Source organism: Arthrobacter sp. cf158 (assembly GCF_900106835.1).
GTDB lineage: Bacteria > Actinomycetota > Actinomycetes > Actinomycetales > Micrococcaceae > Arthrobacter.
The window spans coordinates 91,867-115,924 of sequence record NZ_FNNR01000009.1 but is presented as its reverse complement, the minus strand read 5'-3'; the positions used below and the strand labels follow the sequence as shown (position 1 = coordinate 115,924).

General features: G+C 63.9%; 25 protein-coding genes and 1 riboswitch. Of the genes, 11 read left to right on the top strand and 14 right to left on the bottom strand.

Annotated features, from left to right (window positions below; translation table 11 throughout):
• Window positions 1-88 precede the first annotated feature (88 nt).
• The 7 genes from BLW08_RS17925 to BLW08_RS17895 all read right to left on the bottom strand — a co-directional run bounded on the left by BLW08_RS17925 (window position 89) and on the right by BLW08_RS17895 (window position 8,302).
• Window positions 89-847: an iron ABC transporter ATP-binding protein gene (locus BLW08_RS17925; protein ID WP_090824324.1), complete on the bottom strand. Its 759-nt coding sequence runs from the start codon at window positions 845-847 to the stop codon at window positions 89-91.
• A 25-nt stretch (window positions 848-872) separates the two neighbouring features.
• Complete coding sequence (locus BLW08_RS17920; protein ID WP_254779947.1) at window positions 873-1,940, bottom strand: iron chelate uptake ABC transporter family permease subunit; 1,068 nt, start codon at window positions 1,938-1,940, stop codon at window positions 873-875.
• Entirely contained in the window at window positions 1,933-2,940 is a 1,008-nt protein-coding gene (locus tag BLW08_RS17915) for an ABC transporter permease (RefSeq protein WP_091326820.1), read from the bottom strand. The genes BLW08_RS17920 and BLW08_RS17915 overlap by 8 nt, the downstream gene beginning before the upstream one ends.
• A 26-nt stretch (window positions 2,941-2,966) precedes the next feature.
• Complete coding sequence (locus BLW08_RS17910) at window positions 2,967-3,917, bottom strand: siderophore ABC transporter substrate-binding protein (RefSeq protein WP_090824320.1); 951 nt, start codon at window positions 3,915-3,917, stop codon at window positions 2,967-2,969.
• Window positions 3,918-4,367: 450 nt separating this feature from the next.
• On the bottom strand, window positions 4,368-5,516 hold the full coding sequence (locus tag BLW08_RS17905; protein WP_091326817.1) for a mannitol-1-phosphate 5-dehydrogenase: 1,149 nt from the start codon (window positions 5,514-5,516) through the stop codon (window positions 4,368-4,370).
• Entirely contained in the window at window positions 5,516-7,513 is a 1,998-nt protein-coding gene (locus BLW08_RS17900; RefSeq protein WP_091326814.1) for a PTS mannitol transporter subunit IICBA, read from the bottom strand. Before BLW08_RS17900 ends, BLW08_RS17905 begins: the two co-directional genes overlap by 1 nt.
• A gap of 66 nt (window positions 7,514-7,579) precedes the next feature.
• A complete protein-coding gene (locus BLW08_RS17895) occupies window positions 7,580-8,302 on the bottom strand; it encodes a TetR/AcrR family transcriptional regulator (protein WP_090824313.1) in 723 nt (240 codons plus the stop codon).
• Window positions 8,303-8,431: 129 nt separating this feature from the next.
• Here BLW08_RS17895 and ptsP point away from each other — a divergent pair, with 129 nt between their 5' ends.
• From ptsP to BLW08_RS17860, 7 genes are all read left to right on the top strand, one after another.
• On the top strand, window positions 8,432-10,132 hold the full coding sequence (gene ptsP / locus BLW08_RS17890) for a phosphoenolpyruvate--protein phosphotransferase (protein ID WP_091326975.1): 1,701 nt from the start codon (window positions 8,432-8,434) through the stop codon (window positions 10,130-10,132).
• 30 nt (window positions 10,133-10,162) lie between these two features.
• Window positions 10,163-10,441: an HPr family phosphocarrier protein gene (locus BLW08_RS17885; protein ID WP_090824309.1), complete on the top strand. Its 279-nt coding sequence runs from the start codon at window positions 10,163-10,165 to the stop codon at window positions 10,439-10,441.
• A 102-nt stretch (window positions 10,442-10,543) separates the two neighbouring features.
• Entirely contained in the window at window positions 10,544-10,951 is a 408-nt protein-coding gene (locus tag BLW08_RS17880; protein ID WP_091326811.1) for a helix-turn-helix domain-containing protein, read from the top strand.
• Window positions 10,952-11,031: 80 nt separating this feature from the next.
• A complete protein-coding gene (locus tag BLW08_RS17875) occupies window positions 11,032-11,283 on the top strand; it encodes a hypothetical protein (protein ID WP_091326808.1) in 252 nt (83 codons plus the stop codon).
• Between the two features lie 19 nt (window positions 11,284-11,302).
• On the top strand, window positions 11,303-11,962 hold the full coding sequence (locus tag BLW08_RS17870) for a maleylpyruvate isomerase family mycothiol-dependent enzyme (protein WP_091326806.1): 660 nt from the start codon (window positions 11,303-11,305) through the stop codon (window positions 11,960-11,962).
• Window positions 11,962-12,771, top strand: coding sequence for an alpha/beta fold hydrolase (locus BLW08_RS17865; RefSeq protein WP_091326804.1), 810 nt, complete (start codon window positions 11,962-11,964; stop codon window positions 12,769-12,771). Before BLW08_RS17870 ends, BLW08_RS17865 begins: the two co-directional genes overlap by 1 nt.
• Before the next feature lie 80 nt (window positions 12,772-12,851).
• Window positions 12,852-13,124 carry a DUF6480 family protein gene (locus BLW08_RS17860; protein ID WP_091326801.1) on the top strand — a complete coding sequence of 91 codons (273 nt, stop codon included), beginning with the start codon at window positions 12,852-12,854 and terminating at the stop codon, window positions 13,122-13,124.
• 16 nt (window positions 13,125-13,140) lie between these two features.
• Here the strand turns inward: BLW08_RS17860 and BLW08_RS17855 are convergent, their stop codons facing one another.
• A complete protein-coding gene (locus tag BLW08_RS17855; RefSeq protein ID WP_091326800.1) occupies window positions 13,141-14,205 on the bottom strand; it encodes an ATP-dependent DNA ligase in 1,065 nt (354 codons plus the stop codon).
• 45 nt (window positions 14,206-14,250) lie between these two features.
• Between BLW08_RS17855 and BLW08_RS17850 the strand changes: the two genes are divergently transcribed.
• Together BLW08_RS17850 and BLW08_RS23935 are read left to right on the top strand one after the other, a co-directional pair.
• Window positions 14,251-14,481: a hypothetical protein gene (locus BLW08_RS17850; protein WP_090824294.1), complete on the top strand. Its 231-nt coding sequence runs from the start codon at window positions 14,251-14,253 to the stop codon at window positions 14,479-14,481.
• A 129-nt stretch (window positions 14,482-14,610) separates the two neighbouring features.
• Window positions 14,611-14,760: riboswitch (cyclic di-AMP (ydaO/yuaA leader) on the top strand.
• Window positions 14,761-14,762: 2 nt separating this feature from the next.
• Entirely contained in the window at window positions 14,763-16,070 is a 1,308-nt protein-coding gene (locus BLW08_RS23935) for a hypothetical protein (RefSeq protein ID WP_091326796.1), read from the top strand.
• A gap of 203 nt (window positions 16,071-16,273) precedes the next feature.
• On the opposite strand, the gene BLW08_RS17840 is transcribed toward BLW08_RS23935, so the two are convergent.
• Window positions 16,274-17,488, bottom strand: coding sequence for a PucR family transcriptional regulator (locus BLW08_RS17840; RefSeq protein WP_091326793.1), 1,215 nt, complete (start codon window positions 17,486-17,488; stop codon window positions 16,274-16,276).
• Between the two features lie 208 nt (window positions 17,489-17,696).
• Between BLW08_RS17840 and ald the strand changes: the two genes are divergently transcribed.
• The gene (gene ald / locus BLW08_RS17835; RefSeq protein WP_018780201.1) at window positions 17,697-18,815 is read left to right on the top strand and encodes an alanine dehydrogenase; all 1,119 of its coding nucleotides are present in this window, start codon (window positions 17,697-17,699) and stop codon (window positions 18,813-18,815) included.
• 84 nt (window positions 18,816-18,899) lie between these two features.
• On the opposite strand, the gene BLW08_RS17830 is transcribed toward ald, so the two are convergent.
• From BLW08_RS17830 to BLW08_RS17810, 5 genes are all read right to left on the bottom strand, one after another.
• Window positions 18,900-19,640, bottom strand: a complete 741-nt coding sequence (locus tag BLW08_RS17830) for a hypothetical protein (RefSeq protein WP_091326790.1) — start codon at window positions 19,638-19,640, stop codon at window positions 18,900-18,902.
• Entirely contained in the window at window positions 19,637-20,233 is a 597-nt protein-coding gene (locus tag BLW08_RS17825; protein WP_091326972.1) for an RNA polymerase sigma factor, read from the bottom strand. Before BLW08_RS17825 ends, BLW08_RS17830 begins: the two co-directional genes overlap by 4 nt.
• Before the next feature lie 87 nt (window positions 20,234-20,320).
• On the bottom strand, window positions 20,321-21,133 hold the full coding sequence (locus BLW08_RS17820; protein ID WP_091326787.1) for a hypothetical protein: 813 nt from the start codon (window positions 21,131-21,133) through the stop codon (window positions 20,321-20,323).
• Window positions 21,130-21,681 carry an RNA polymerase sigma factor gene (locus BLW08_RS17815; RefSeq protein ID WP_091326784.1) on the bottom strand — a complete coding sequence of 184 codons (552 nt, stop codon included), beginning with the start codon at window positions 21,679-21,681 and terminating at the stop codon, window positions 21,130-21,132. Before BLW08_RS17815 ends, BLW08_RS17820 begins: the two co-directional genes overlap by 4 nt.
• 87 nt (window positions 21,682-21,768) lie before the next feature.
• On the bottom strand, window positions 21,769-22,479 hold the full coding sequence (locus BLW08_RS17810; protein WP_091326781.1) for a hypothetical protein: 711 nt from the start codon (window positions 22,477-22,479) through the stop codon (window positions 21,769-21,771).
• Between the two features lie 293 nt (window positions 22,480-22,772).
• On the opposite strand from BLW08_RS17810, the gene BLW08_RS23930 reads away from it, so the two are divergent.
• Window positions 22,773-24,047 (top strand): hypothetical protein, encoded by a 1,275-nt coding sequence (locus BLW08_RS23930; RefSeq protein WP_175538747.1) that lies wholly within the window; start codon window positions 22,773-22,775, stop codon window positions 24,045-24,047.
• The last annotated feature ends 11 nt before the right edge of the window (window positions 24,048-24,058 follow it).

Here is a 24,058-nt window from a genome sequence, read left to right as displayed (position 1 = left end):
GCTCTCCTTCCCCTAGGTAGTGAGCGCGATCCCGGAAACGTGACGTTCAGGCAAGCACACGGTAAACGCGCCGACAGTGAGTGAACAGTCAGGCGAAATACACACCGATGCGGTTGCCGTCGATTTCCTCGATGCGGATGTCGATGTCGTAAACGTCGTGCAGCATTCCGGCGCGCATGATGTCCGCGGGTGCGCCCTGATGTATGAGCCTGCCGTCCTTCATGGCCAGGATGTTATCCGAGTAGCAGGACGCAAAATTGATGTCGTGGACCACCAAAACGATGGTCTTGCCAAGCTCGTCCGCCAGACGTCGCAGCAGCCGCATCATCTCCACGGAATGCTTCATGTCCAGATTGTTGAGTGGCTCATCGAGTAGCAGGTATTCGGTGTCCTGCGCCAGGACCATCGCTATGTACGCGCGCTGGCGCTGCCCGCCGGATAGCTCGTCCACGAACTTGTCCGCCATGGACGTGAGATCAAGCTGACCAATGGCTTGATCCACATGTACTAGATCCTCAACCGTCGGCCGGCCGCCACTGTGCGGGAAACGCCCAAACGCCACAAGATCGCGAACGGTCAACCGCATGGTCAGGTGGTTTTCCTGCCGAAGGATGGCCATCGTCTTGGCCAGTTCCCTGCTGGGCGTCGCTGTGACGTCCAAGCCGGCAACGGATACTCCCCCAGCGTCCATGGGCTGCAGGCGGCTGATCAGGGAGAGCAGTGTGGACTTGCCGGCGCCGTTGGGGCCGATGATGGACGTGATGCCGCCGCGGGGGATCTCGCAGCTGACGTCGTCCAGCACGGTGGTGCCACCGTAGCGCTTGGTGACGTTCCGGACGGTAATCATGGGCGGACTCCGCTCATTTCAGCGGTCATTTCAGTGAGCCTTTCAGCAACAGGTAAAGGAAGAGGATGCCGCCGGTGAACTCGATGATGACGCTCAGCGCGGTGGCGAAGCCGAACACACGCTCCAGGAGCAGCTGTCCGCCCACCAGCGCAATCGCACCGATGAGCACCACGATTGGCAGCAGCCACGCGTGCCGGAATCCACGGCATAACTGGTAGCCAAGGCTGACCACCAGAAGCCCGAAGAATGTCACCGGACCCACCAGCGCTGTGGAAATGGCCACGAGCAGCGAGCATGCCAACAGGACGCGCATCACGACGCGCTTGTGGTCGACACCAACGTTGATGGCTACCTCGCGGCCCAGCGCCAGCACGTCCAGGGTGTGCCTCGTGCGCCACACACCGACGCATACCAGGGCCACCAGCAAGGCGGAAACACCCAGGAGCGCCGGGTCCACATTGTTGAAGCTGGCGAAGAACAGGTCCTGCAGAATAATGAATTCGCTGGGTTCCATCAGCCGCTGCAGGAGAGAGGAAAAGCCACGGAACAGGGTTCCCAGGACGATTCCCACGAGCACCAGCAGGTGCAGCGAGCGTGTGGCTCCGGTGAACATCCAGCGGTACAGGAACGCGCTGAAGCCAACCATCAGCACGATCTCCAGCCCGAACTTCAGCGTTGACGGCGCAGTGGCCAGCGTGGCGGCACCGGCCACGAACGCCAGGGCCGTCTGCACCAGAATGTACAGCGAGTCGAAGCCCATGATGGACGGTGTCAGGATCCGGTTGGCCGTCACGGTCTGGAACAGCAGCGTGGACACTCCCACCGCCACGGCCACCAACAGCATGGCGGACACCTTGATGGCCCGGCGCGGCAGGATGTAGGCGATGTTTCCCTTGAGGTCGATCGTCAGGAAAACAGCAACAAGCACGACGGCGGCAATCGCCAGGATGCCGATCACCAGTCCCGGTGGGGTGCTGCGGATGGCATCGCGCCAGCGTGAAGGCGACCATAGCCGCCGGCCGGGCTTGCCGCCGTCGTGCGTTAACTGGGTGTCGGACGAGGCCAGAGTTGATGTCACAGGAGTTTCAGGCATTGCGCTTCCTCAGGAGCAGGATGAGGAACAGCACGGCACCCAGCACTGACATGACCATGCCGACCGGCACCTCGTAGGGGAATCGGATGGTCCGGCCGATGATGTCGCAGACCAGCACGAACGCGGCACCGAACAACGCGGTCCACGGAACGGCCCGGCGGAGGTTGTCGCCGAAAAGCAGGGACACGATGTTGGGGACCACCAGCCCCAGGAACGGAACGGCACCCACAGTGGTGACAACAACGGCAGAGATCAGGGAGACGATCATCAGACCCAGCCGCATGGTGCGTGCGTAATTGAGACCGAGGTTGGTGGTGAAGTCCTGTCCCATGCCGGCCACAGTGAAGCGGTCCGCGGCAAGAAGGCCCACAAGAACCAGGACGGCCACGATCCACAGGAGCTCGTACCGGCCGCGCAGCACTCCGGAGAAGTCGCCGATCATCCAGTTACTGAGCGTCTGGAGGAGGTCGAAGCGGTAGGCAAAGAATGTGGTGACGGCAGCGATCACGCCGCCCAGCATGATGCCCACCAGCGGGATGAGCAGGGTGTTGCGGGCAGGGAGGCGGCGCAGGATCGCCAGGAAGAGCGCGGTTCCCAGCACAGCGAACACGGAAGCCACCAGCATCTTGGTGAGGATCGGAGACTCCGGGGCCAGCACTGTCACTACCAGGATTCCGAGGGTCGCTGATTCCACTGTTCCCACGGTGGAGGGCTCCACGAAGCGGTTGCGGGCCATGAGTTGCATGATCAGACCGGCAACGGCAACGGCCATCCCGGCCAGCACCACAGCCAAGGTGCGCGGCACCCGGGAGACCCAAAAGATTTCCCAGGCCCCGGCGTCGTTCGCCAACAACGCCGGCAGCGAGACATCGCTGACGCCTACGAAAATGCTGCCCACGGCGATCACCAGCACAACGGCAGCAGCCGCAACCAGGCGGGCGGTTTCGCCAGTCCGGTTGCGGCTTGCTGCGGCCGTGGGGCGCACGGCTGTAGTTGTCACGTCAGGATTTCAGATGATGCGGGCTGTCAGGCGACGGAGTCGGCCACTGCGGTGACCATGGCCTGGACGTTGTTCAGACCGTAGCCCACGATGTACCAGCCAGCGGGATCGAGGTTGACGATCTTGTTGTTCTTGGCGGCGTTGGTGGACTTCACGAGCTCGTTATCCAGGATGGGGTTGGCCGTGGAGCCGGCAGTGCCGATTGCAGTGTCGCGGTTGATGACGTAGAGGATGTCCGGGTTGGTTTCCTTGATGTACTCAAAGGAAACGGCCTCGCCGTGGGCGCCTTCGGACTTGACCTCAGCGGCCGTCGGAACGCCCAGGACGTCATGGATGATGCCGAAGCGGGAGCCGGCGCCGTACGCGGTGACTTCGCCACCGGAGGTGAGGACGATCAAGCCCTTGCCGGCCGTAGCTGCCTTGGCCTTGGTGTCGGCAACCGTCTTGTCCACCTCTGCGAGCTTGGAGGCGACTTCGTCTTCCTTCTTGAAGATCTTGCCGAGCTTCTCCGTCTGGGCCTTGAAGCTTTCCATCGGCTTGGCGGCATCCACGGAGAGGTCGATGGTGGGAGCGATCTTGCTCAACTCTTCGTAGGCGCCGGAGGTGCGGCCGGAGATGATGATGAGGTCCGGAGCTGCGGAGCTGACGGCTTCGAAGTCGGGCTCCTTGAGGGAGCCAACCTTGGCGTACTTGGCTTCGGAGAACTTCTTCAGCGCCTCCGGGTAGCTGGCTTCGGGAACACCGGTGGGCTCGACGCCGAGCGCGTTCATGGTGTCCAGAACACCGAGGTCGAACGTGACAACCTTCGCCGGGTTCACGGGAACGTTGGAAGTGGAGCCCTGTGCGTGCTCGATAGTGATGGTGCTTGCCTCTTCCGGCTGCGAGGACGCGGTGGCGCCGCCTCCACACGCCGTAACGGTCAGCAAGGCAGCGCCTGCAGCCAGTGCCCCAATGTAGCTCGACAGCCTCTTTTTCACGCCGGTACTCCACTCACTAATAAGTCATAGATGTGTTGCCTAATTGCGCTTTGACTCTATTAGTAAGGTGAGGCTAACTTCAAAACCGAAAGGCCTTCCGGTGGTCAAAAGTGAGCGAACTCACCTTTTTTCTCCCGCCGGAGACCGAAACCCTCTCTCACCTATCGCCCCCTTTCCACCGACCCTCTCTCACCTATCGCCCCCATCCCACCAACCCTCTCTCACCCTGGTCCGCCGAAGCGGTCGAGCGACGCGAAAAGCCCGACGTCGACACCCGGGTGAGTGCCGACGTCGGGCTTTCCTGCGAACGGTGAGAGAGCATCCACCCAAACACGCCGAACGGTGAGAGAGGGTTATGCCCAACGGGCCGAACGGTGAGAGAGGGTCCAGCCAAACGGGCCGAACGGTGAGAGAGGGTCCAACCAAACGGGCCGAACGGTGAGAGAGCGTCTAGGCTTCGGCTTGCCGGTCCTCCACGAGCTTCTGCAGCGCCGGGAACAGCGGGTGCGCCGGCGTCAGTTCCGTGATGCGTTCGACGGCGGCAGGTGCGTCCATCTCAGACAGCATCCTGGCGAGCTCCACGGCTTCATCGTCGGCACCGTCGTCGAAACGGAGGGCTGCGGACATTGCCTCAAGAAGCGCCACGGGAGTGATGCCACGCTCGGCAAGTTCAGCTGCGGGACCGACGAAACGCTCGTGCCGGCCGAGTTTCCGCAAGGGCGCGCGGCCCACACGGTTCACGGTGTCCGGCAGGTGCGGGTTGGTGAAGCGCTGCAGGATCTTCTGCACATACGCTTCCTGCTCCGCCTCCACGAACCCGTGCTTGGCTACCAACAGCTCCTTGGTTTCCTCCAGCACAGCCCGGACCTTCGCCGCCACGGAGGGATCGGCCATAGCATCGGAGATCTTCTCCAGTCCGGCCTGATAACCGAAATAGGCCGCCGACGCGTGGCCGGTGTTCACCGTGAACAGCTTGCGTTCGATGTACGGGCCGAGCTCGTCCACAAAGGTGGCACCAGGAATGTTCGGCACGTTGTCGCCGAACGGCGTGCGGTCAATGACCCACTCAAAGAACGTCTCCACCGTGACATCCAGGCCCTGACCTGGCGCCTGGTTGGGCACAATTCGGTCCACAGCCGTGTTGGCAAAAACCGCGACGGCGTCGAGGTCGCCTGCTGAGTCGTCCCACGCCGCCTGAATCTCGGTGTGCAGAAGATCCGTGGCGTTGATGGCGTTCTCGCAGGCCATCACCTGGAGCGGCGGCAACGATGCGGGGCGCGCTGCCAAACCACGGGCTATCACCGGAGCCACGAACTTCAGGATGTGTGGCCCAACAGCAGTGGTGACCACATCCGCCGTCGAAATTTCCTCAACTACGGCGGCTTCCTGCGATGCGGAGTTGAAGGCCCGGAAACCGGTCACGGTTTTCACCGCGGGGTTCTCGCCTACCTCGTGCACGTCGTAGCTGCTTGCCCCGGCGAGCTGGCTGATGAGGGCGTCCGCTACGTCCGCGAACACCACCTCATAACCGGCTTCGTGGAGCAGCAGCCCCACGAAGCCACGCCCGATGTTGCCTGCCCCAAAATGGACTGCCTTCACTATGAGTTGACCTTTCCGAACAGCTCCAGGACTTCATCAACCGTGGTTGCTTCCTCCAACTGGGCAACCTGCGCCTTGTTGGTGAAGATCTTGGCGATCGAGGACAGGATGTGGAGGTGTTCGTTGTTGATGCCGGCCACGCCCACCACGAACTTCACTTGCTTGCCGCCCCAGTCAATGCCTTCGGGGTAGCGGATGATGGACACTGCCGAGTGGTTGATGTGTTCCTTGGCGTCGTTGGTGCCGTGCGGGATCGCCAGGAAGCTGCCCATGTAGGTGGACACCGATTCCTCGCGCTCGTGCATGGCGTGGACGTAGCTGACATCGACGGCGCCACGGTCCAACAGGAGCTTTCCAGCTTCGTCGATCGCTGCGTCACGGTCACGGGAGGTGCCGTTCAGGATCACGCTCTCGCGGAGGAGGACCCCTTTACCTTCGACGGCGGCAGCCGGTTCAGCGGCGTGCGCACCATGGGCCGCGGCTTCGGGAGCGACGGCGGCAGCGGTTTCGCTGTTGCTGCTCCGGACCAGCTCCACGATTTCGTCGTACCGCGGGCTGTTCATGAAGTTGTCCACCGAGTAGTGCACGGCGCTGGAGGTGCGCGGCTGAGCGCGTTCAGTCAGATCCTCATGGGTGACCACAACGTCATAGCTGTCGTTCAGGTTGGCGATGGCGGAGTTGGTGACCTTGATGTCCGGGAAGCCTGCCGCCTTGATCTTGTTGCGCAGGACCGAGGCGCCCATGGCACTGGAGCCCATGCCGGCGTCGCAGGCGAACACGATGTTCTGGACGGGGCGGGTCAAAACGGTTCCGGTCTGTGCACCTGCGCGGTCGCCCACCAGTGCCGAGGAAACGGAGCTCTTCTTGCCTTTCATGGCTTCCATGCGGGACGTGGCTGCGGAGAGATCATCGTCGCCCTTGTCCTTGGACGTGCGCAGGATGACGGCGGCAATGAGGAAGGACACTGCTGTGGCCAGCACCACCGCGAGGATCACGCCAACATAACTGTCACGGGCGGTCTGGGCCAGCACGGCGATGATGGAACCCGGCGCGGCGGGAGCCACCAGACCAGAGTTGGTGATGGCGAGCGTTGCGATGCCCGTCATGCCGCCGCCAATGGCCGCGAGGATCAGGATGGGCTTCATGAGGACGTACGGGAAGTAGATCTCGTGAATGCCACCGAGGAAGTGGATGATGGCCGCGCCCGGAGCTGACGCCTTGGCAGCGCCGCGCCCGAAGAACATGTAGGCCAGCAGGATGCCGAAGCCCGGGCCGGGGTTCGCTTCCAGAAGGAACAGGATGGACTTGCCCTGGTCCAGGGACTGCTGGATACCCAGCGGGGTCAGTACGCCGTGGTTGATGGCGTTGTTGAGGAAGAGGACCTTGGCGGGCTCGATGAATATGCTGGTCAGTGGCAGCAGGCCGTTGTTGACCAGGAACTGGACCACGTTTCCGGCGCCGTCAGTGAAGATCTTGACAACGTAGGACAGCCCATAGAAGCCACCAAGAGCCAGTGCTGCGCCCCAGATGCCGGCGGAGAAGTTGTTGACCAGCATCTCGAAGCCGGGACGGATCTTGCCGTCCCAGATGGCATCGATCTTCTTCATGGTCCAGCCGCCCAGGGGGCCCATGATCATGGCGCCGATAAACATGGGAGAGTCCGTACCCGCGATGACACCCATGGTGGCGATAGCTCCAACCACGCCACCCCGGACGTCATAGACCATCCTGCCGCCGGTGTAGGCAATCAGGATCGGAAGCAGGTACGTGACCATGGGGCCAACGATGCCCACGTTGGGAACACCCTCGGCGTCAGTTCCGAAGCCACCAAGCGCGGCCACGGGAATCCAACCTTTTTCGATGAACAGGGCTGTGATGAGGCCCCAGGCGATGAAGGCGCCAATATTGGGCATGATCATGCCGGACAGGAATGTTCCGAACTTTTGGACACCAACGCGGGCGCTGGTGCGGGGCTTCGCAACTGTCTCTGTTGCCATGTGAATTCCTAACGTGTGTCCCGCGGCGGCGCGGGGTCAGTCGATATAGATCGAGAGAGAACAGCCTTAGGAGCTGCTGGAAATGCGGTGAAGCCATTCAAGGAAGAGCTTCAATTCAGAGCTGGAAAGTTGGTCCGAATGCGAGGCCTGCAGTGCCGCATTCAGGGCGATTGCCGCAACGACTACAGAGGACTTACCGGAGTCCTCCGCTGCGGCGCCACGGGCGGTTTCCGTGGAGACAGCAAAAACCATGGAATCCCGGGTCATGGTTGAGAGCTCGAGGTTCCGTTCTTCCACCGGTTCGGCGATCAACATGAGCGTGACGCCCACGTTGGCCGCCAGGATGCTGCGTGCCGCCTCACGGGGAGGCACGTTGATCTGGCCGGCGATGGCGGCCTTGTTCAGCATTTCTTCCAGAAGCGCTTCAGCATCGGCCACGATTGCTGGGCGGCTTTCCGGCCTGATGTTGCCGAACATGACCAGATAAAGATGGGGTTGGCTCAGTCCGAACTGGACGTGGTTATCCCACATCCGCCGGACATCTTCCAAGGGCTCCCCGGACGGTGCAAAGTCACGCTCACCCGCCACATACTCTTCAAAGCCGGCTGACACGACGGCGTCGAACAGCCCTTCTTTGTCGCCAAAGTGGTGGTAGAGCGTAGGCGCCGTGACCCCGGCAAGCTTGGTGATCTGGCGCGTTGAGACCGCTGACCCCTCCGAATTCGCCAGCAATTCAGCAGCTGCGCGAAGCAACCGAATTTTGGGCGGAAGCTGGTCATCGAAACTCATAACCGCTACCCTAGCACCTATAGCGTTGCTATATGAAGTGGCTCACAAAGGAATTTTGTAGGCTAGTTTTCGAGGCTCCCGGTGCCGTCGCCGGCGGGCCTGAACCAACAAGCAGGAACAGAGGATTCAGTGCAGAATTTCCAAGGAGTAGGGGTAAGCCCTGGCCGCATCATTGGTTCTGTCCGCCAAATGCCCAAGCCGGTGAGCGAACCGCCGTCGGGCGAGCGGTTGGCCGAGGGAATCAGTCCGGAAGACGCCGTCGCGCGCCTGAAAGCTGCCGCGCAATCCGTCCACGACGAACTTAAGGGCCGCGCAGATACTGCCTCCGGCGACGGTAAGGCCGTCCTTGAGGCCACTGCCCTCATGGCCAAGGACACCATGCTCCTGAAATCGGCGGCCAAGCTCATCAACGCCGGTTCCTCTGCTGAGCGGGCCATCTGGGAAGCCGGCGCCTCCGTCTCCGAAATGCTGCACAACCTGGGCGGCTACATGGCCGAGCGCGCCACGGACGTCCTGGACGTACGGGCACGCATTGTGGCCGAGCTCCGCGGAGTCCCTGCCCCTGGTATTCCTGCCTCGGACACGCCGTTCATCCTGGTGGCCGAGGACCTCGCGCCCGCCGATACTGCAACGCTGAATCCCGCCGTGGTGCTGGCCCTGGTGACGTCCGGTGGCGGCCCGCAGTCCCACACAGCGATCATCGCCCGTTCGCTCGGTTTGCCGGCCGTGGTTGCCGCGCACGGCGTTGATGACCTTGCCGATGCGTCCGAAGTTTACGTCGATGGCGCGGCTGGTTTCGTCGCTGTAGCGCCATCCGACGAGCAGCGCGCAGCCGCCAAAGCCTGGGCCGAAACCTCCGCGACACTCGCGGAATTCGACGGAAACGGCACGACGGCGGATGGCCACCTGGTGCCGCTCCTCGCCAACGTCGGTGGAGCCAAGGACGCCGTGGCAGCTGCTGCCCTGGGAGCCCAGGGTGTTGGCCTGTTCCGCACCGAGTTCTGCTTCCTGGAGCGCGATACTGAGCCCTCCGTGGATGAGCAGGCCGCAGCCTACAAGGCCGTGTTTGATGCGTTCCCGGGCAAGAAGGTTGTCCTCCGCACCCTGGACGCCGGCGCCGACAAGCCCCTCCCCTTCCTTACCGACGCCACGGAGCCCAACCCCGCCCTGGGTGTTCGCGGCTACCGCACCGACTTCACCACTCCAGGTGTGCTGGAGCGCCAGCTCGAAGCCATTGCACGGGCAGACTCAGAATCCGAGGCCGATGTGTGGGTCATGGCACCCATGATCTCCACGGCTGCCGAGGCGGGACGCTTCGCCTCACTCTGCGCCGCTGCCGGTATCGAGACACCCGGTGTCATGGTGGAAGTTCCTTCCGCTGCCCTGACCTCCGCCACGGTGCTTCGCGAGGTCGGGTTCGCTTCGTTGGGAACCAACGACCTCACCCAGTACGCCATGGCCGCAGACCGCCAGCTGGGCCCCCTCGCCGAACTCAACACACCCTGGCAGCCCGCCGTCCTCCGGCTCGTGCAGCTCACCGTGGAAGGCGCGGCACAGGAGGGCTCCGGCCGCGAAGGCGACCCCAAGCCCGTTGGCGTCTGTGGTGAGGCAGCTGCGGACCCCGCCCTCGCCGTCGTCCTGACCGGACTGGGTGTCACCACACTGTCCATGACAGCGCGCTCCTTGGCCGCCGTCGGGACCGTGCTGAAAACCGTCACGCTGGAGCAGGCGCAGGAGTTGGCCCGCTTGGCTCTGTCGGCCCCCAGCGCCCTTGAGGCCCGCGATTGGGTGCGCGCCAAACTCCCCGTGCTCGAAGAACTCGGCCTCTAACTTTTCGCTTCCGACTTTTAGGAGAAATCCATGCCCGAACGCACAGCCACCATCGCCAGCCGCTCCGGCCTGCATGCCCGCCCCGCAGCATTGTTCGCCGAGGCAGCCGGCGAGCAGCCCGTGGAGGTCACCATTTCCATGCAGGGCGAACCTGCCGATGACGCGCTCGACGCCGCCAGCATCCTCTCGCTCATGACCCTCGGTGCCGCCAAGGGCGACGTCGTTGTGCTGCGGGCAGAGGGCGACGGCGCCGAGGCTGCGCTGGACGCACTGGTGAAGCTCCTGGAGACGGACCTGGACGCGGAGTAACGGCCTCACCGATTCGCTGGTTCCCTGCCAGCGGTGCCGTGCGCACGGCATGTTCTGCAGGGAACCCCCGAATCGGGGTGAGCCACAGGCTAGGCTTCTGCCATGGCATTGATAGCTCCCCGCGTCACGGCCGGCCTCCCCGCCGACGACGCCCGGAATCTGGCGCGCTCCCTTGCGGACAGCAACGACATCACCGTGTTCGTGGATGGCACCGTCCACCGCCTGCCCGATCAGGCGAGGAACGCCGTCGTCGACCTCCTTGCGAGACTGGGGAGGGGCGAAACCGTGACGGTCAGCAGCGTGGAGGAAATGCTCACTACGTCGCAGGCCGCGGAACTCGCGGGCATTTCTCACACGTACCTGCGCAATATGACCGACCGCGGTGAAATCCCCGTGGAGTACCGCGGTACGCATCGCCGGATCCGGCAGGCCGCCATCATGGCGTGGCTGGAAACGCAGAAGAAGAAACAGGACGAAGAAACCGTCAGGGATGACGGGAACGCCGGCTAAAAGTTTCGGAGTGATAAGGATCAAGCAACGATCCCACGCAACGGGCCAGCACCCCTTAAGGCCGGGGTTACGCTTGATCGGTGGGCAATTTCAAAGGGTGGCATATCGTGGCCGGGTTGGCCGCTATGGCCCTTGCCGCACCCTTGGGCTCTGCCATGGGATTGAACTTCGTGGCAACCTTCATGTTCGCGTGCACGGTGTTCGTGGCTGTGGCCATGTGGACGGAATCGAGAATTGCCCGACGCCGGGACGCAGCTGAAGCAGCCTCCGCACCTGATGCTGCACACCCGGCAGCGGACCCCACGGAATCAGACGACGCGACCAGGGAATAGCCCTCCCGGAACTGCCGCCATGCTGTTCAATAGCGGTATGGCTTCAACTTCCCCCTCTACCGTTTGGCCCGTGGTTCATGAGGAGCGACGTGCCCTGATCCGGGATCTGGAGCCGTTGGAGCCGGCCCAATGGCAAACACCATCCCTGTGTGCGGGCTGGGACATCCATGATGTCCTGGCCCATGTGATCGACAGCGCCAAAACCACCCGTCTTGGTTTCATGCGCCGGATGATCGCGGCCCGGATGGACTTCGACCGCGACAACGCATTGGGGGTGGAGCGCGAAAAAGCCGGGGACCCGGGGAAGACCCTGACGCAATTCCGTGCTGTTCTTTCCCGGACGTCCGGACCTCCGGCGGGACTTGCCACGCGTTTGGTTGAAGCGTTCGTTCATGGCGAGGACATTCGCCGCCCCTTGGGCATACGCCGCGACTACCCCGCCGAGCACGTAGCCACCGCCCTCGGCTACCAGGTGCGGACCACCACCAAAATGGGTGGGGGCAAGGAGATCGCGGAGGGCTGGCGCCTGATTGCCACGGATACTGCCTTCGACCATGGGGACGGTCCGGCTGTTGAAGGCCCCGCCATGTCGCTGCTGCTCGCGGTGTCCGGCCGGCCGGTACTCGAGAGCGAACTGAGCGGCCCCGGCGCCGCGGTGTTCCTGCAGCGGAAACTCTGATGAAAACGCGGAGGAAACCGGCTGCGCTGCTGTCAGACGACGTCGAAGTATTGGGCTTGAAGGGCCGGATCGTTTGGAGCAAGGGGACGCCTTTTCCTGCCCCTGGGGCTGATCACGGCACCGAGCCCGCATATGTGCTCATTCACGGCATCGGGGTTTCCCACCGATACCTGGCCCGGCTGCATTCAGTCCTTGCGGCGAGCGCACCCACGTATTCCCTGGACCTTCCGGGCTTCGCGGGCACTCCCAAGCCTGGCCACCAGCTCTCTGCCGAGGACTATGGTGCGTTCATTGCGGAGGCCCTCGCGTCCCGCGGCATCGATTCCTACGTTCTGGTGGGCCACTCCATGGGTGTGCAGTTTGCCATCGAAGCGGCCTTGCATGCGCCGGAACGGGCCAGGCAACTGGTGTTGATGGGCCCGGTTGTTGATTCACGGCACAAGAACGTCATGCGCCAGTCGCTTGCCCTGACGCTGGACGGGCTGCTCCGCGAGAGTCCCTCGTCCAATTGGTTGGTCATCACCGACTACCTCCGCTGCGGACCTCATTGGTACTTCACCGAACTGCCGGTGATGATGACGTACCCCACGGAAAAACGCCTGGCTGGAATCAGGGTCCCGGTGCTGGTTTTGCGGGGAAGCCGCGACAATGTGGCGGGCCCGGAGTGGTCCCTTCGGCTGTCCCGGGCAGTCCCACAGGGGCGATTGGTGGAGATCCCCGGGGTGGGGCACGTGGCACAGCATATGCGTCCGAACGCAGTTGCAGATGCCATCCGGAGCTTCGTGACCGCGACGTCGCTCCACGGCTAGGCGGCCTTGATGGGTTGGCGGGTCCCGGCTAGGCTGACGAAGCAAGCGCATTAGTAAGTTTGCTTACGAAAGGGCTGATCATGACCACCAAGGACCCCCAGGACGAGCAGGGCTTCGGAGTGACCGGCGCTACCGGGCCGTTCGGTGCCGCACCGACACCCCCGGCCGGCACGGGCGGCGTCAACGCCGATCCCGAATTGCGCCAGGATGAGGACCAGGACCCCGCCGCGTCCGCCAATCCCGATCCCCTCGACGGAAATGTCACAGGGCTGGAACCCGGAGGCGGAGTACCTCCGGGAGAAACTCCTCCGGCCGAGGGCAGCATGAGCAGCGACCAAGGGCACGGGGAGTAAACCCGTGGCCAACCGGCTAGGGCAGCCTCAGGATCTCCCCGAGGTCATAGTCCGCCGGTTCCTCCAGCTGTGAATACGTGCAACTCTCCGGCGTCCGGTCCGGCCGCCACCTGCGGAACTGCGTGGTGTGCCGGAACCGGTCGCCCTCCATGTAGTCGTAGGCAACCTCGATCACCAGCTCGGGGCGCAGCGGCACGAAGGAGAAGTCCTTGCCCCCGCTCCACCGGCTTTGGGCACCGGGCATCCTGGAACCGCCTGCACCATCGGCCTGACTGGCCCACTCGCCCCACGGGTGCTCACTGAGGTCCACCTGATAGGGCTCAAGCTCTGCCACCAAGGCCTCCCGCTTGGCCATGGGGAATGACGCCACCACCCCCACGTGGTGCAGTCGTCCGCCGTCGTCATGGAGGCCGAGCAGCATGGATCCCACCACTTTCGCGGTCTTATGCCAGCGGAAGCCGGCCACCACGCAGTCCGCCGTGCGCTCGTGCTTGGTCTTGAACATCACGCGCTTGTTCGGCTGGTATGTCCCCTCCAGCGGCTTTGACAGCACCCCGTCCAGGCCAGCGCCTTCGAGTTGCACGAACCACTCCTGCGCGCGCTCAAGGTCAGTCACCGCCGGGGTCACGTAGACGGGCGGCTCTGCCTTGGCGAGTGCGCGTTCCAAGATGGCGCGGCGTTCAGAGAAGGGCCGGTCCATGAGGTTGTCATCGCCCAGCGCAAGGATGTCAAAGGCAACCATGGAAGCAGGGGTCTTCTCGGCGAGCATCCTGACCCGGCTGTCCGCGGGATGGATCCGCTGCTGGAGCACCTCAAATTCCAACCTGTTTTCCTGGATCAGGACAATCTCGCCGTCGATCACGCACTTGTCCGGAAGATTCTTCCTCAGCGCCTCCACCAGCTCGGGAAAGTATCGGGTCATCGGCTTCTCATTGCGGCTGCCCAGGATGATTTCGTCGCCGTCTTTGAAGACGATGGTCCTGAATCCGTCCCATTTGGGTTCATAGTGCCCAACGTCGGGGATGGCGGGCACCGATTTGGCGAGCATGGGCGAGACGGGCGGCATCACTGGCAGGTCCATAGGACCTGTCTACCTGCCGGTGCACGCCGAAGCTAGTCTTAGGCGATGGATATCTTGGCCGTGTTGGCGGCCGTACTTGGCGTCCCGGCCCTTCTGGCCGGCCTCTGGTACTGGATCGCGCGCCAGAACAGCCGCGGGGTTCGGCGCGCCGCGGCGGGCGGCATGCTGGGAATTGCGGATGAGATCTTCCGGCCCGAAACCCACCAAGCGCACCAGATCCAGAAGATCCAGCACGAGCTCCCGGCTCCAGCTCCGGCCCCGAAGCCTAAGCGATAGGCGCCCCTCACTGAGGCAGGCCTACCGCCCGTTACATTAATGTGACTTTACTTTCCGGCTCATGTACGGTCGTAGGGCGACCCGAATCTCCGCTGGGCCGCTTCCGGATTGACGCCGAGCTCTGCCGCAATCCGGGATCCGCCAGACCCGCGGCAGAGACGGGGGACCCAGAGTTCCCGGGCTTGTTTTCCACAAGTCCTTGGGGTGAAGCCGCCTTGTGCGGCCGGACGGCCTCGTCCGAACCCGACAGCTAACCTCGAAGGCGTTGAGAGGCAACCACCATGTCCCCAACCATGGATCAGCCGCGCCGCGACCACACCGAACGCGAGCGCACCAAGCCAACCGGACGCCGTCGGGCCCAACCCAGCGGATCCCCCATCAGCGCACCCACAGAGTCTGCCAGGCCGGAATCAAGCACGACGCCGGAACCCGCCACTGCGGCCATCCCCACCGTTGCGGCGCCCACCACGCGCGCGGCCGTTCGCGCGGCCGAGCGGGAGCGGGCGGCACGAGCCGTGATCGAGCCCGCGGAGCCGGCAACGGCAGCGATACCCACAGTGCACGCCCCACAGACAGTGCACGCCCCACAGACAGTTCAGTCCGCGCAGGCCGCCGCTCCGACATCAACCACGCCTGGACCGCCCACCTCTGCCATCCCAGTGGTGCAGGCCGCTCCCGCGCCTGCCTCCCCCGAGCCGGCCACCGCAGCCATTCCGGTAGTAGCCGCCCGCGAGGAACAGACGCCCGTCACTCCGTCACCCGCGCCTACGACGCCTCCGTCTCCGCGCGGCAAGTCCGCGGCGCAGGTTGCGGCGGCCGCAACGGCCTCGGCATCCCTTGCCAGCCGTAAGGACGTCCGGAATCAATCGACCCCGCCCGCTGCTGCCAAGTCAGCCCTGGGTGGATCCACGTTTGGCCGGGAACCGAAGACAGTTCTGCTGAAGGCCGCATCCGTCAAGCACATGAGCCAGCGCATGGCCGTGGTGGCGGGTGCCCTCGGGCTGGTTCTGACGGCCGGAACGGTGGGCCAGGCCCTGGAACTTCCGTTCTTCGGCCAGGAAACTCCTGCCCAGGAAGCCAGTGGCAGCAAGGCCGGCGAGGATCGCCAGTCGGCTTCGGCGTCCCCGGCTCCCCGGGCTTCCTACTCCACCGCGTCGGCGCCCTCACCGTCGGGGTCGGCGTCCTCCGAGGCCGGCCAACCGGCCACCGTACCTGAGGCACCCGCAGCAGTATCGCCGTCGTCGGTCCCGACACCCCGGATCTCATTGGCCGATCCGGTGTGGGTCCCCTCGGCGGTACCGTCCGCCGTTGCGGCCGTCCCGGGTGCAGCAACCCCGGCCCCGACCGTACCTGCGCCAGCGCCAAGCGACGTGCCGTCGGACACCATCACCACGCCGCCCACTACGCCGACGCCTACAACAACCCCCACGCCAACGGTCACGCCGACGCCGACTCCAACTCCCACACCGACGGAGACGGCAACGTCCAAACCCCGGCCCACGGGCAACCCGAACGCCAGCACCACACCGCAGCCCACCGGGTCGGCCCTCCAGGAGCTCCTTGACGCGGCCAAGAAGGCCATCCAGTGAGCACGCGGATGCCCCGCACCACCACTCACGCAGGGTGGCACAGCCGGTACTGCAGCAGTAGCAGGACAGCCACGTTCCGACGCCGGCTGGGGCGTTGGAGTTGCCAACGCTTGAAGCGCTCGTAGGCTCCCTACAGACTCTTAAGGAACGTGCAGAAGGAGGCAGGCACCCAGCGCGGGTGCCTGTCTCCTTCTGTCCATGCGTCAGATCCGTGGCCGCCCCGCCCAGCGCCGTGCTTTCAGGGCCGCGTGCAGTTCGAGCCGGATGGCGCCACTCAATGGATCGGCGCCGATGAGTTGGCGGATACGGCCGAGCCGGTTGTAGATGCTGCTTCTGTGAAGGTGGAGCTTGGACGCGACGTCCTGCACTGAACTGTCGTTGTCGTACAGCAGTTCCAGCACCGGCAGAAGTTCCCCGTTCTTGTCCTGGCCCTCCAAAGTGCGGAAGTGCACAGATCCGGTATCGTCCCAGCCGCCCGGTGCCAGCAGCCGGTCGAAAAGTTGGTAGACGCCCACGGACCGGCTGTCCACAAGCTCCCCGAGCGGGCGGTCTACCGCCGCTGCCTGCGCTGCCACCTTCGATTGCCGGTACGCGCCTCCGAGCTGCCGGATGACCTGGAACGGTTCGCTGATACCCAGGATTATCCGGTCCACAGTTCTGCCGGCCCGCTTGGCGAGCTCCAGTTGATAGTGCACCAGAACCTGTGCGTGGTCCGCCCTCCCTCCGGATTCACGGAACAGGACCACCGAATGCGTCTCGGTTCCGGCGCTGAACAAGGCCGCATTTACCCCGATGGTGGATTGCAGCGCCGCCGATCGATGGGTGAGGGTTGCGGCAATAGGATCGACGTCGGAACGCGCGCCGTCCGCGTCGAGGATGGTCACCAGCTGCCACGGCCCACGCCCCTGGATTTCCTTCCACCCGGCAACGGCAGCCACGGCGTTTGATTCTCCGCCGCAGGCCGAGAGGAACTCCTGCTCACGCCTCCGGCGGAACTCTGATTCTGCGGTATTGGAGTCAAGGAGCAAGCCCGCCAGCAGGTCCAGTTCGTCGCGCACGCCAGGCAATTCGGCGAGTATCGCCGTCGCGCTTTGCTCCTCAAGGTCCAGCTGCACCCACAAGTAGCCCACGCGGAAACCACGCACCAGCAGGGGAACGCACACGCGGCCCAACATGCCGAGCTCCTCATTGGCGGGGACCACCACCGGGCGCACCGCTGTGGCGATTCCGTGGGAGAGCTGCCAGACGCTGACATCGCTGGGGACGCGCTTGCTGAGCAGGAAATTAACCCGGACGCGGTCGGCGTGCGACTGGTTGGAGCTGTAGGCCAGCAGGACGCCGTCGAGGTCTTCCAGCGACAGGCCCCGGCCCAGCTTCAATGCCACGCGTTCAACGATCTGCTCCACGTCCTGCTGCATCCAGAAAGCGTACCAACAGCAGGCGACACCTGACGCTCCAGCTCTCGACAAATGTCGAGCCACAGCCACGGAGACCCTTGAATTTCCGGGGTTTCCGCAGATGCAGGTGCCGGAATCCATGTCGCCTGCCTCACAGCCGGATTTATTCTGGAATCACAGCCCGCAACACATTTTCGGCCGAAGAGGCCGCTAACGATGGAGCCCACAGATGATCATCGGCGTCCCCAAAGAAATCAAGAACAACGAATTCCGCGTAGCCATCACGGCCGCAGGTGTCCACGAGTTCCGCACCCACGGACACACCGTTCTGGTTGAGCGCGGCGCGGGCCTCGGCTCGGGCATCACCGACGAGGAATACTCGATCGCCGGCGCTGAAATCGTCAACGAAGCAGACGATGTTTGGGGCCGTGCGGACATGGTCATGAAGGTCAAGGAACCCATCGCGGCCGAATACCACCGCTTCCGCAAGGGCCTCATCCTCTTCACGTACCTGCACCTCGCCGCGGAGCCCGAGCTCACCGCCGAGCTCATCAACTCCGGTGTCACGGCCATCGCTTACGAAACCGTGCAGGAAGGCCGCACCCTTCCGCTGCTCGCCCCGATGTCAGAGGTAGCAGGCCGCCTGTCCGTGGTAGTCGGCGCTTCCTCCCTGATGGCTCCGGCCGGTGGCAAGGGCGTCCTCCTGGGCGGGGTACCGGGCGTCCGTCCGGCCAAAGTTGTTGTCCTCGGTGCCGGTGTTGCGGGAACCAACGCCGCTGCCATGGCGCTGGGACTCGGTGCTGATGTCACCATCATGGACATCAACATCAACCGGCTGCGCGAACTGGATGCCCTCTACCAGGGCCGCCTGAAGACCGTCGCCTCCAACGCCTACGAGATCGAGAAGTCAGTCATCGACGCAGATCTCGTGATCGGCTCCGTCCTGATCCCGGGTGCCAAGGCTCCCAAGCTGGTCACCAACGAACTCGTCTCCCGCATGAAGCCGGGCTCGGTTCTGGTGGACATCGCTGTTGACCAGGGCGGCTGCTTCGAGGACACGCACCCCACCACCCACCAGGAACCGACGTACAAGGTCCACAACTCGATCTTCTACTGCGTTGCCAACATGCCTGGCGCCGTTCCGAACACGTCCACGTACGCACTGACCAACGTCACCCTGCGCTACGCCGTGGCACTGGCCAACCTGGGCGTCAAGGCCGCCTTCGACCGCGACCCCGCTCTCGCCGCCGGCCTCAACATCGCCGCGGGCCACGTGGCACACCACTCCGTTTCCGAGGCGCACAATCTGCCCCTCGTCAACGACTGGCACAGCCTGGTCTCCGCCTAGCGTTTGAACGTCGTTGGCCCGCTGTTCCGTTGCTGCAAAGCATCGGAACAGCGGGCTTTCCACAATTAATGCACGTCGCCGGCCTCATCCTGGTGCCATGAATACGCCCACTTGTGTGGTGCCATCGCTGAGATAAACCGGAATTTTCCGTTGCGGTTTAGGCAAGTTCTTTGCTGCTTCTTCTGGACTGGCCGGATCGGTCCCTTTCATCTGGACCGAGTAGGCGTATCCCTTTGCCCCGTTGGTGGCTATGACTGCGAGCAAGTCCGGGGCTCCACGCCCGGGTACCTCAACACCATAGGTCTCCCCCTTGGCGTTGACTTCCCACGCGGTGGCCACCTGTGAGATGTAGCTGCTGCTGATCTGCCACCTGTTTCCTGGTTCGGTGGTGATGGTCACCCCTCGTGTTGAAGGATTCAGGGCGAGGACATATTTTGACCAGGCACCGTTAGTTCCCGGATCCGTCGAAGAGCAGGTGACGTTGGCACCATCCGGGAAGGTGAACGTACCGGCGGTGAGGCAGGTCAGCTCCACCTCAATACCCGTCGCCCCTGCCGGAGCCGGTCCAAGGTCAGCTGTTGCTGTGCCGCTGTAAACGGCCGTCGATGGGGAAGACAGGACAGTGGTTGTCGGCACGCCGGGCAAGGTAAAGAGTCCCGCCGCCGCAGCGCCGACGCCACCCAGCATGCCTGCTCCGGCCAAGGTGCCGGCGAACAACAACCACCGTCGCTTATAGGGCCGGCGTTGTACGGTGGTTCGAACCTGGGCAAGGAGTACCTCGCGGAGCGCCCGGTCGAACTGCGGATCAATGCGAACGTCGTTCATGACGGATCTCCTTTCAAGGCTGGCGAATGTACATGGTGAAAGGACCGTGGCAGCGCAGCCTTGAGCTTTTGGCGAGCACGGTGCATGCGGACCTTGGCTGCCCCTGGTGAAATGCCAACTGCCTCAGCTGCCGCCGGTAATGGCAACTCTTCGAACACCACAAAGCTGACCAGCGTCAGGTCCAATGGCTTGAGAACAGCCAAGGCTTGCGCTACCTCGTCAGTCATCGAAAAGTCGTGGTTCGAATGAGCCGGGTCCAGTTCCGCCTCGGCCTCGCTGCGTCGAGGGATTGCGGCCAGGAGCCTTCGGTGCCGGACCTTTGACCGCTGAAGATTCCTGGCACTGTTGGTCGCTGTCACCAACAACCACGGAAGGATCGAGCCCTCAACCACCCTCACGCGCTCCCTGCGGCGCCACAACTCAAAGAAGGCCGCGGCCGTAGCATCTTCGGCGTCGTGCTTTCCGCCAGTCAAACGATAAGCATGCCGAAAGACGCGACCGCGGTGCCGGTCATACAAAAGGCCAAACGCCTCGGCATCACCCTTTAAGCTCTCCGCCCACAGGACGTCATCCCCCAGCTGAACGTTCTCCATGCCCTGTATTGTCCGGGACACCACGGATGGTTACACATGGGGGGATGTTTTTCCGGGGACCGTGCCATGAACCCGTGGTGGACCTGCCTACGGCGTGTTCGGGACCTTCGGAACCACGTGAGTGGGAACAGGCACGGGGAGGTCCGACGGCCGGAGCTCTGACGGATCGATCTTCGGAGCATCCAGGGCAGGCGGCGTCACAGGAACCGCTGGCGGAGTGGGAATGACTCCCTTGCCTGGCACATCGTGTTGGGGAGCCTTGGGTGTTTGCGATGACCCTTCCCCGCCGGGATGGGGCTGCGGAACGTGCCCAGGGGTGCCGGGACTTGGGTTGGCCGGCACGGGTTGATTCGGGGCAGGAACAGTCCGGGTTTCATCCAGTGGTGGCTGCGGGTTTGAACCACCAGAGCCGCCCTGCTGGGGAGCAGTGCCGGAGCCGGGCGCCAGCTGCGAGACCACTGATCCGATGGCTGCCCCAAGATGCTGGAAGGCACCCGGAATTCCGCCTTCGGACGCAGCAGCTGCTGTGGCACCTCCGGCCAAAGTCACGGCTACAGCAAGGCCGGCGATTGCCGCGCGACGTTTGTTCCGCCGCCGGGCAGCCAGCTCATCTACAGGGCCTGGGCCATGGCTTGGCTCAACCGTGGCGGGAACCGCGGCCGGTGCCCCCGACCGCGCGGCGGGGCCATCCGTCGTCGTGAGTTGCCGGGTTGCGTCAGCGGGGCTGCCGCTCATCAGTGCCCGGACGGCGTCGGAGGGCAGAGGCACAGTGCTGGCCAGCGAGCGGAGCTCCAGCAGTTCGGTGCGGAGCGCGGCGTCGCCTTCGTGGCCGGAACCGGCCAGCAGCTGGTCAATAGCCTCCTGATGGTGGCGTCCGCGCTCCGGAATGTTTTCGCTCATGATGTGCCGTTCGTTCGATGTGCCCGCTTCTTCAGTGCACTCAATGCCCTGCGCTGCAATTGCTTCACGGCACCCTGGGACTTGCCCATAATGGCCGCTGTTTCTTCCACGGAAAGGTCTGCAACAACCCTCAGTGCAAGGACTTCCCGGTAGTCGTCCGCCAGGCCTTCCAGAAGTTCCGTAACCCCCACACCGGAGGCCCGCCCGAATGCCTGGTCCTCCGCCGACGGTGCGCGCCGGGCGTCCAGCTCCGACTCATAGGGTGTGGAATCGGGCCTTCTTTCGCGCTTCCGGTAGTGGTCCACCATGCGTGCGTGGGCAATGGAGAACAGCAGGGTCCTGGCACCCTGAAGCCCGCCTTGGAGGGAGTCCAGCCTGGGGTAGAGCGCCAGGAAAACGTCCTGGGTGACGGCCTCGGGGTCATCCACACCACGGGCCCTAAGGTAACCAAAGACCGGTCCGGCGAAGCTGTTGTAGGCAGCCGTGAAGAGCAGGCCAGGATCGTCCTGATCCACCTGCACATCTTCATCCGCCAAAGGGTCAAGCACCCGTGGACGCCTCCATCCCACGTTACGTAGCGGGGCTCCTTGTCCTAAGCCAAGGAGCCCCGCCATTAAACCGTAGCTGCTGCCCGCTTAGCGGACAGAATCGAGCGGTGCTCCTGGAACGGCCGGTACGTCCGTAGGAACCTGCGACGGGAGGGCAGGTGCGGCCGGGGTCGCCGGCACCGCGGGAACGGCGGGGGTGGCAGGTACCTCCGGAGTGGCCGGGGCTGCCGGAACCGCAGGCGTAGCCGGCAGTTCCCGCGTGACGCCGGCATCGCCGTCGGCCTTTACCTTGGCCGAGCCGTCCGCCTTCAGGCCCGCAGCCTTACCGGCCTGGACCACGGCCTCGCAGTGAGCCTCTACCTTGGCTTCGCCACCGGCAGCGATGGTCAGGGACTCGAAGCCCGGGACCTTGGTGTCAGGCTTCAGGCCACCGCTGAGGAAGGCTGCACAAAGGCCGAAAGCATCCGGTGACGTGGCGTCCTGGGCCGTGGCTTGAGCGGCAGATACGGCGTCGTTGGCGTTCGCCTTCGCATCTGAAGCAGCGTCAGTCGCCTTCGACTGGACGTTCCCGACGGCGTCAGTGGCCTTGGCCGCACCGGTTTGGGCGGCCTCGGCTGCTTCAGCGGTGTTCGCGTCGAGCGGGGCCGGTGCGCCTACCAACTGGTGGGCGGTCTGCTGGAGTTCGGTGGGAAGGGCGCCATTAAAGGCGGCGACACCGGTTCCACCGGCGGCTACAGCTCCGGCGGCCAGGACGCCTGCGGCGACTTTGCTGGTGGCAAGGACAGTGAAAAAGGACATGAAACCCTCCGACAAAAACGATGTTGGGATTGCCCCGGCAGCTGTTGGGCGGCCACCGGATGATCGGTGTGCGGACGTGGCCCGCACACCCCTTACATCGCTGAGGGCACCGGCGAGGTTACGCATTGCCTGAAATTCTTTTCAAGCAATGCGTCCACCGCATTCTTCACGTGGCTAGATGTCCCCATGGCCGTGCCAGCAACGGCCAACTATGCTCAGGAAACGCCTGGCGCCGCCCTGGACCCCAGGCATGTCACTACGTTCAGGGGATACGTGATGGGGCCGGCTAAGTAATGGGACAAGGATTGGTAGGCGCGGACGTCGGAGATCTCCGGCGGCTCTCGGCTGTGATGGACGCTGAGGCGGAGAAGATCACCGATCTCAAGCGGCAGCTCAACGGATTGATTCAGAACGGCCACTACTGGCGCGGAAATGATGCTGACCAGTTTCGCAGTGCCTGGCACAGCGACCTTCAGGGACGGTTGGGAGCGGCTGCTGCGTGCCTGAAATCCAATGCCCGTGCCTTGAAGCTCAACGCCGAGCAGCAAGAGCAAGCCTCGCTGGGCGGCGCGGGCGGTTCCGGCGGAACTGGCGGCCCGGGCGGAACCGGCGGAACTGGCGGCGCGGGCGGAACCGGCGGAACTGGCGGTTCCAAGGGCGGACCGGGCCCGGGGGTTGGCAAGAGCCCGGCGGGAATGCCCGGTTTCACCGTTGGCCCCACTCAGTACGGTCCGGTCACGGTGGAGGGCGAAGGGTCCCTGGTGGCCGAGGCCAACGGAGAGGCCAACGGATCCGTCGGTCCCGGTGGAGCAGCTTTTGAAGCCTCCGTTGACGGCAAGATCGGAGCGGAGATGACCTGGACCGCCACATCCGGTTTCGGCCCCGTCACTACCACCACAACCAATGAAACATTCTCTGGAGCCCGTGGAGATGGAAAGATCGACGCCCGGGTTCCCTTTGGCCTGGGACTCCCCAGCGTCCAAGCCACAGGTGAAGCGTTTGTAGGCGTGGAGAACACCACCACAACCAAAAGCGAATTCTTTGACGGATGGGCAACCAACACGTCCACCGTCAGGGGGATGACGGGGGCCGAGGCATCAGCCCATGCAAGCGCGGACACCCCCTTCTTGTTCGGTGCAGGCGGCGAAGCGTTTGCCGGCCAGAAGGTCACCTTTGGCAATGAGACGGAGTTCGCCGGAGGGTTGTTCAGCGTCGGACAAGGAGCGGAGCTGCGTGCAGGAGCCTGGGCCAGCGCTGGAGAAGGGGAAGTCAGCGTCAAAGACGATGATGTCACCGGTAAGGCAGCCAGTGCCGGCGCCGGTGCTGAGCTGACCGCGTCCCAGTACATTGAAGTGCTCGGCCAGAAGCTGTCCACATCAGAGACAGTCGCCGCCGGCGCGGGCGAGGGCTACTTCTTCAACGCGTCCATGGATGAGGATGGATTCACCTTGGGCGTAGGCGCGAAAATCACCGCAGAACTTGGACTTGGCGCCGGAGGTCAAATCACTATCAGTCCCTCCGGATTCGTGGATTCCGTGACCGGATTCGTCGATTTCCTCAACAAATAGCCTCCTGAACA

Excerpts from the sequence above, each read along its gene's own strand:
- BLW08_RS17900 (WP_091326814.1), bottom strand. The coding sequence starts at position 7,513 with ATGGCAACAGAGACAGTTGCGAAGCCCCGCACCAGCGCCCGCGTTGGT.
- BLW08_RS17840 (WP_091326793.1), bottom strand. The coding sequence starts at position 17,488 with ATGCAGCAGGACGTGGAGCAGATCGTTGAACGCGTGGCATTGAAGCTG.
- BLW08_RS17825 (WP_091326972.1), bottom strand. The coding sequence starts at position 20,233 with ATGGAGAACGTTCAGCTGGGGGATGACGTCCTGTGGGCGGAGAGCTTA.
- BLW08_RS17830 (WP_091326790.1), bottom strand. The coding sequence starts at position 19,640 with ATGAACGACGTTCGCATTGATCCGCAGTTCGACCGGGCGCTCCGCGAG.
- BLW08_RS17850 (WP_090824294.1), top strand. The coding sequence starts at position 14,251 with ATGGATATCTTGGCCGTGTTGGCGGCCGTACTTGGCGTCCCGGCCCTT.
- BLW08_RS17820 (WP_091326787.1), bottom strand. The coding sequence starts at position 21,133 with ATGAGCGAAAACATTCCGGAGCGCGGACGCCACCATCAGGAGGCTATT.
- BLW08_RS17880 (WP_091326811.1), top strand. The coding sequence starts at position 10,544 with ATGGCATTGATAGCTCCCCGCGTCACGGCCGGCCTCCCCGCCGACGAC.
- BLW08_RS17925 (WP_090824324.1), bottom strand. The coding sequence starts at position 847 with ATGATTACCGTCCGGAACGTCACCAAGCGCTACGGTGGCACCACCGTG.
- BLW08_RS17855 (WP_091326800.1), bottom strand. The coding sequence starts at position 14,205 with ATGGACCTGCCAGTGATGCCGCCCGTCTCGCCCATGCTCGCCAAATCG.
- BLW08_RS17870 (WP_091326806.1), top strand. The coding sequence starts at position 11,303 with ATGCTGTTCAATAGCGGTATGGCTTCAACTTCCCCCTCTACCGTTTGG.
- BLW08_RS23935 (WP_091326796.1), top strand. The coding sequence starts at position 14,763 with ATGTCCCCAACCATGGATCAGCCGCGCCGCGACCACACCGAACGCGAG.
- BLW08_RS17895 (WP_090824313.1), bottom strand. The coding sequence starts at position 8,302 with ATGAGTTTCGATGACCAGCTTCCGCCCAAAATTCGGTTGCTTCGCGCA.
- BLW08_RS23930 (WP_175538747.1), top strand. The coding sequence starts at position 22,773 with ATGGGACAAGGATTGGTAGGCGCGGACGTCGGAGATCTCCGGCGGCTC.
- ald (WP_018780201.1), top strand. The coding sequence starts at position 17,697 with ATGATCATCGGCGTCCCCAAAGAAATCAAGAACAACGAATTCCGCGTA.
- BLW08_RS17860 (WP_091326801.1), top strand. The coding sequence starts at position 12,852 with ATGACCACCAAGGACCCCCAGGACGAGCAGGGCTTCGGAGTGACCGGC.
- BLW08_RS17885 (WP_090824309.1), top strand. The coding sequence starts at position 10,163 with ATGCCCGAACGCACAGCCACCATCGCCAGCCGCTCCGGCCTGCATGCC.
- BLW08_RS17920 (WP_254779947.1), bottom strand. The coding sequence starts at position 1,940 with ATGCCTGAAACTCCTGTGACATCAACTCTGGCCTCGTCCGACACCCAG.
- BLW08_RS17865 (WP_091326804.1), top strand. The coding sequence starts at position 11,962 with ATGAAAACGCGGAGGAAACCGGCTGCGCTGCTGTCAGACGACGTCGAA.
- BLW08_RS17810 (WP_091326781.1), bottom strand. The coding sequence starts at position 22,479 with ATGTCCTTTTTCACTGTCCTTGCCACCAGCAAAGTCGCCGCAGGCGTC.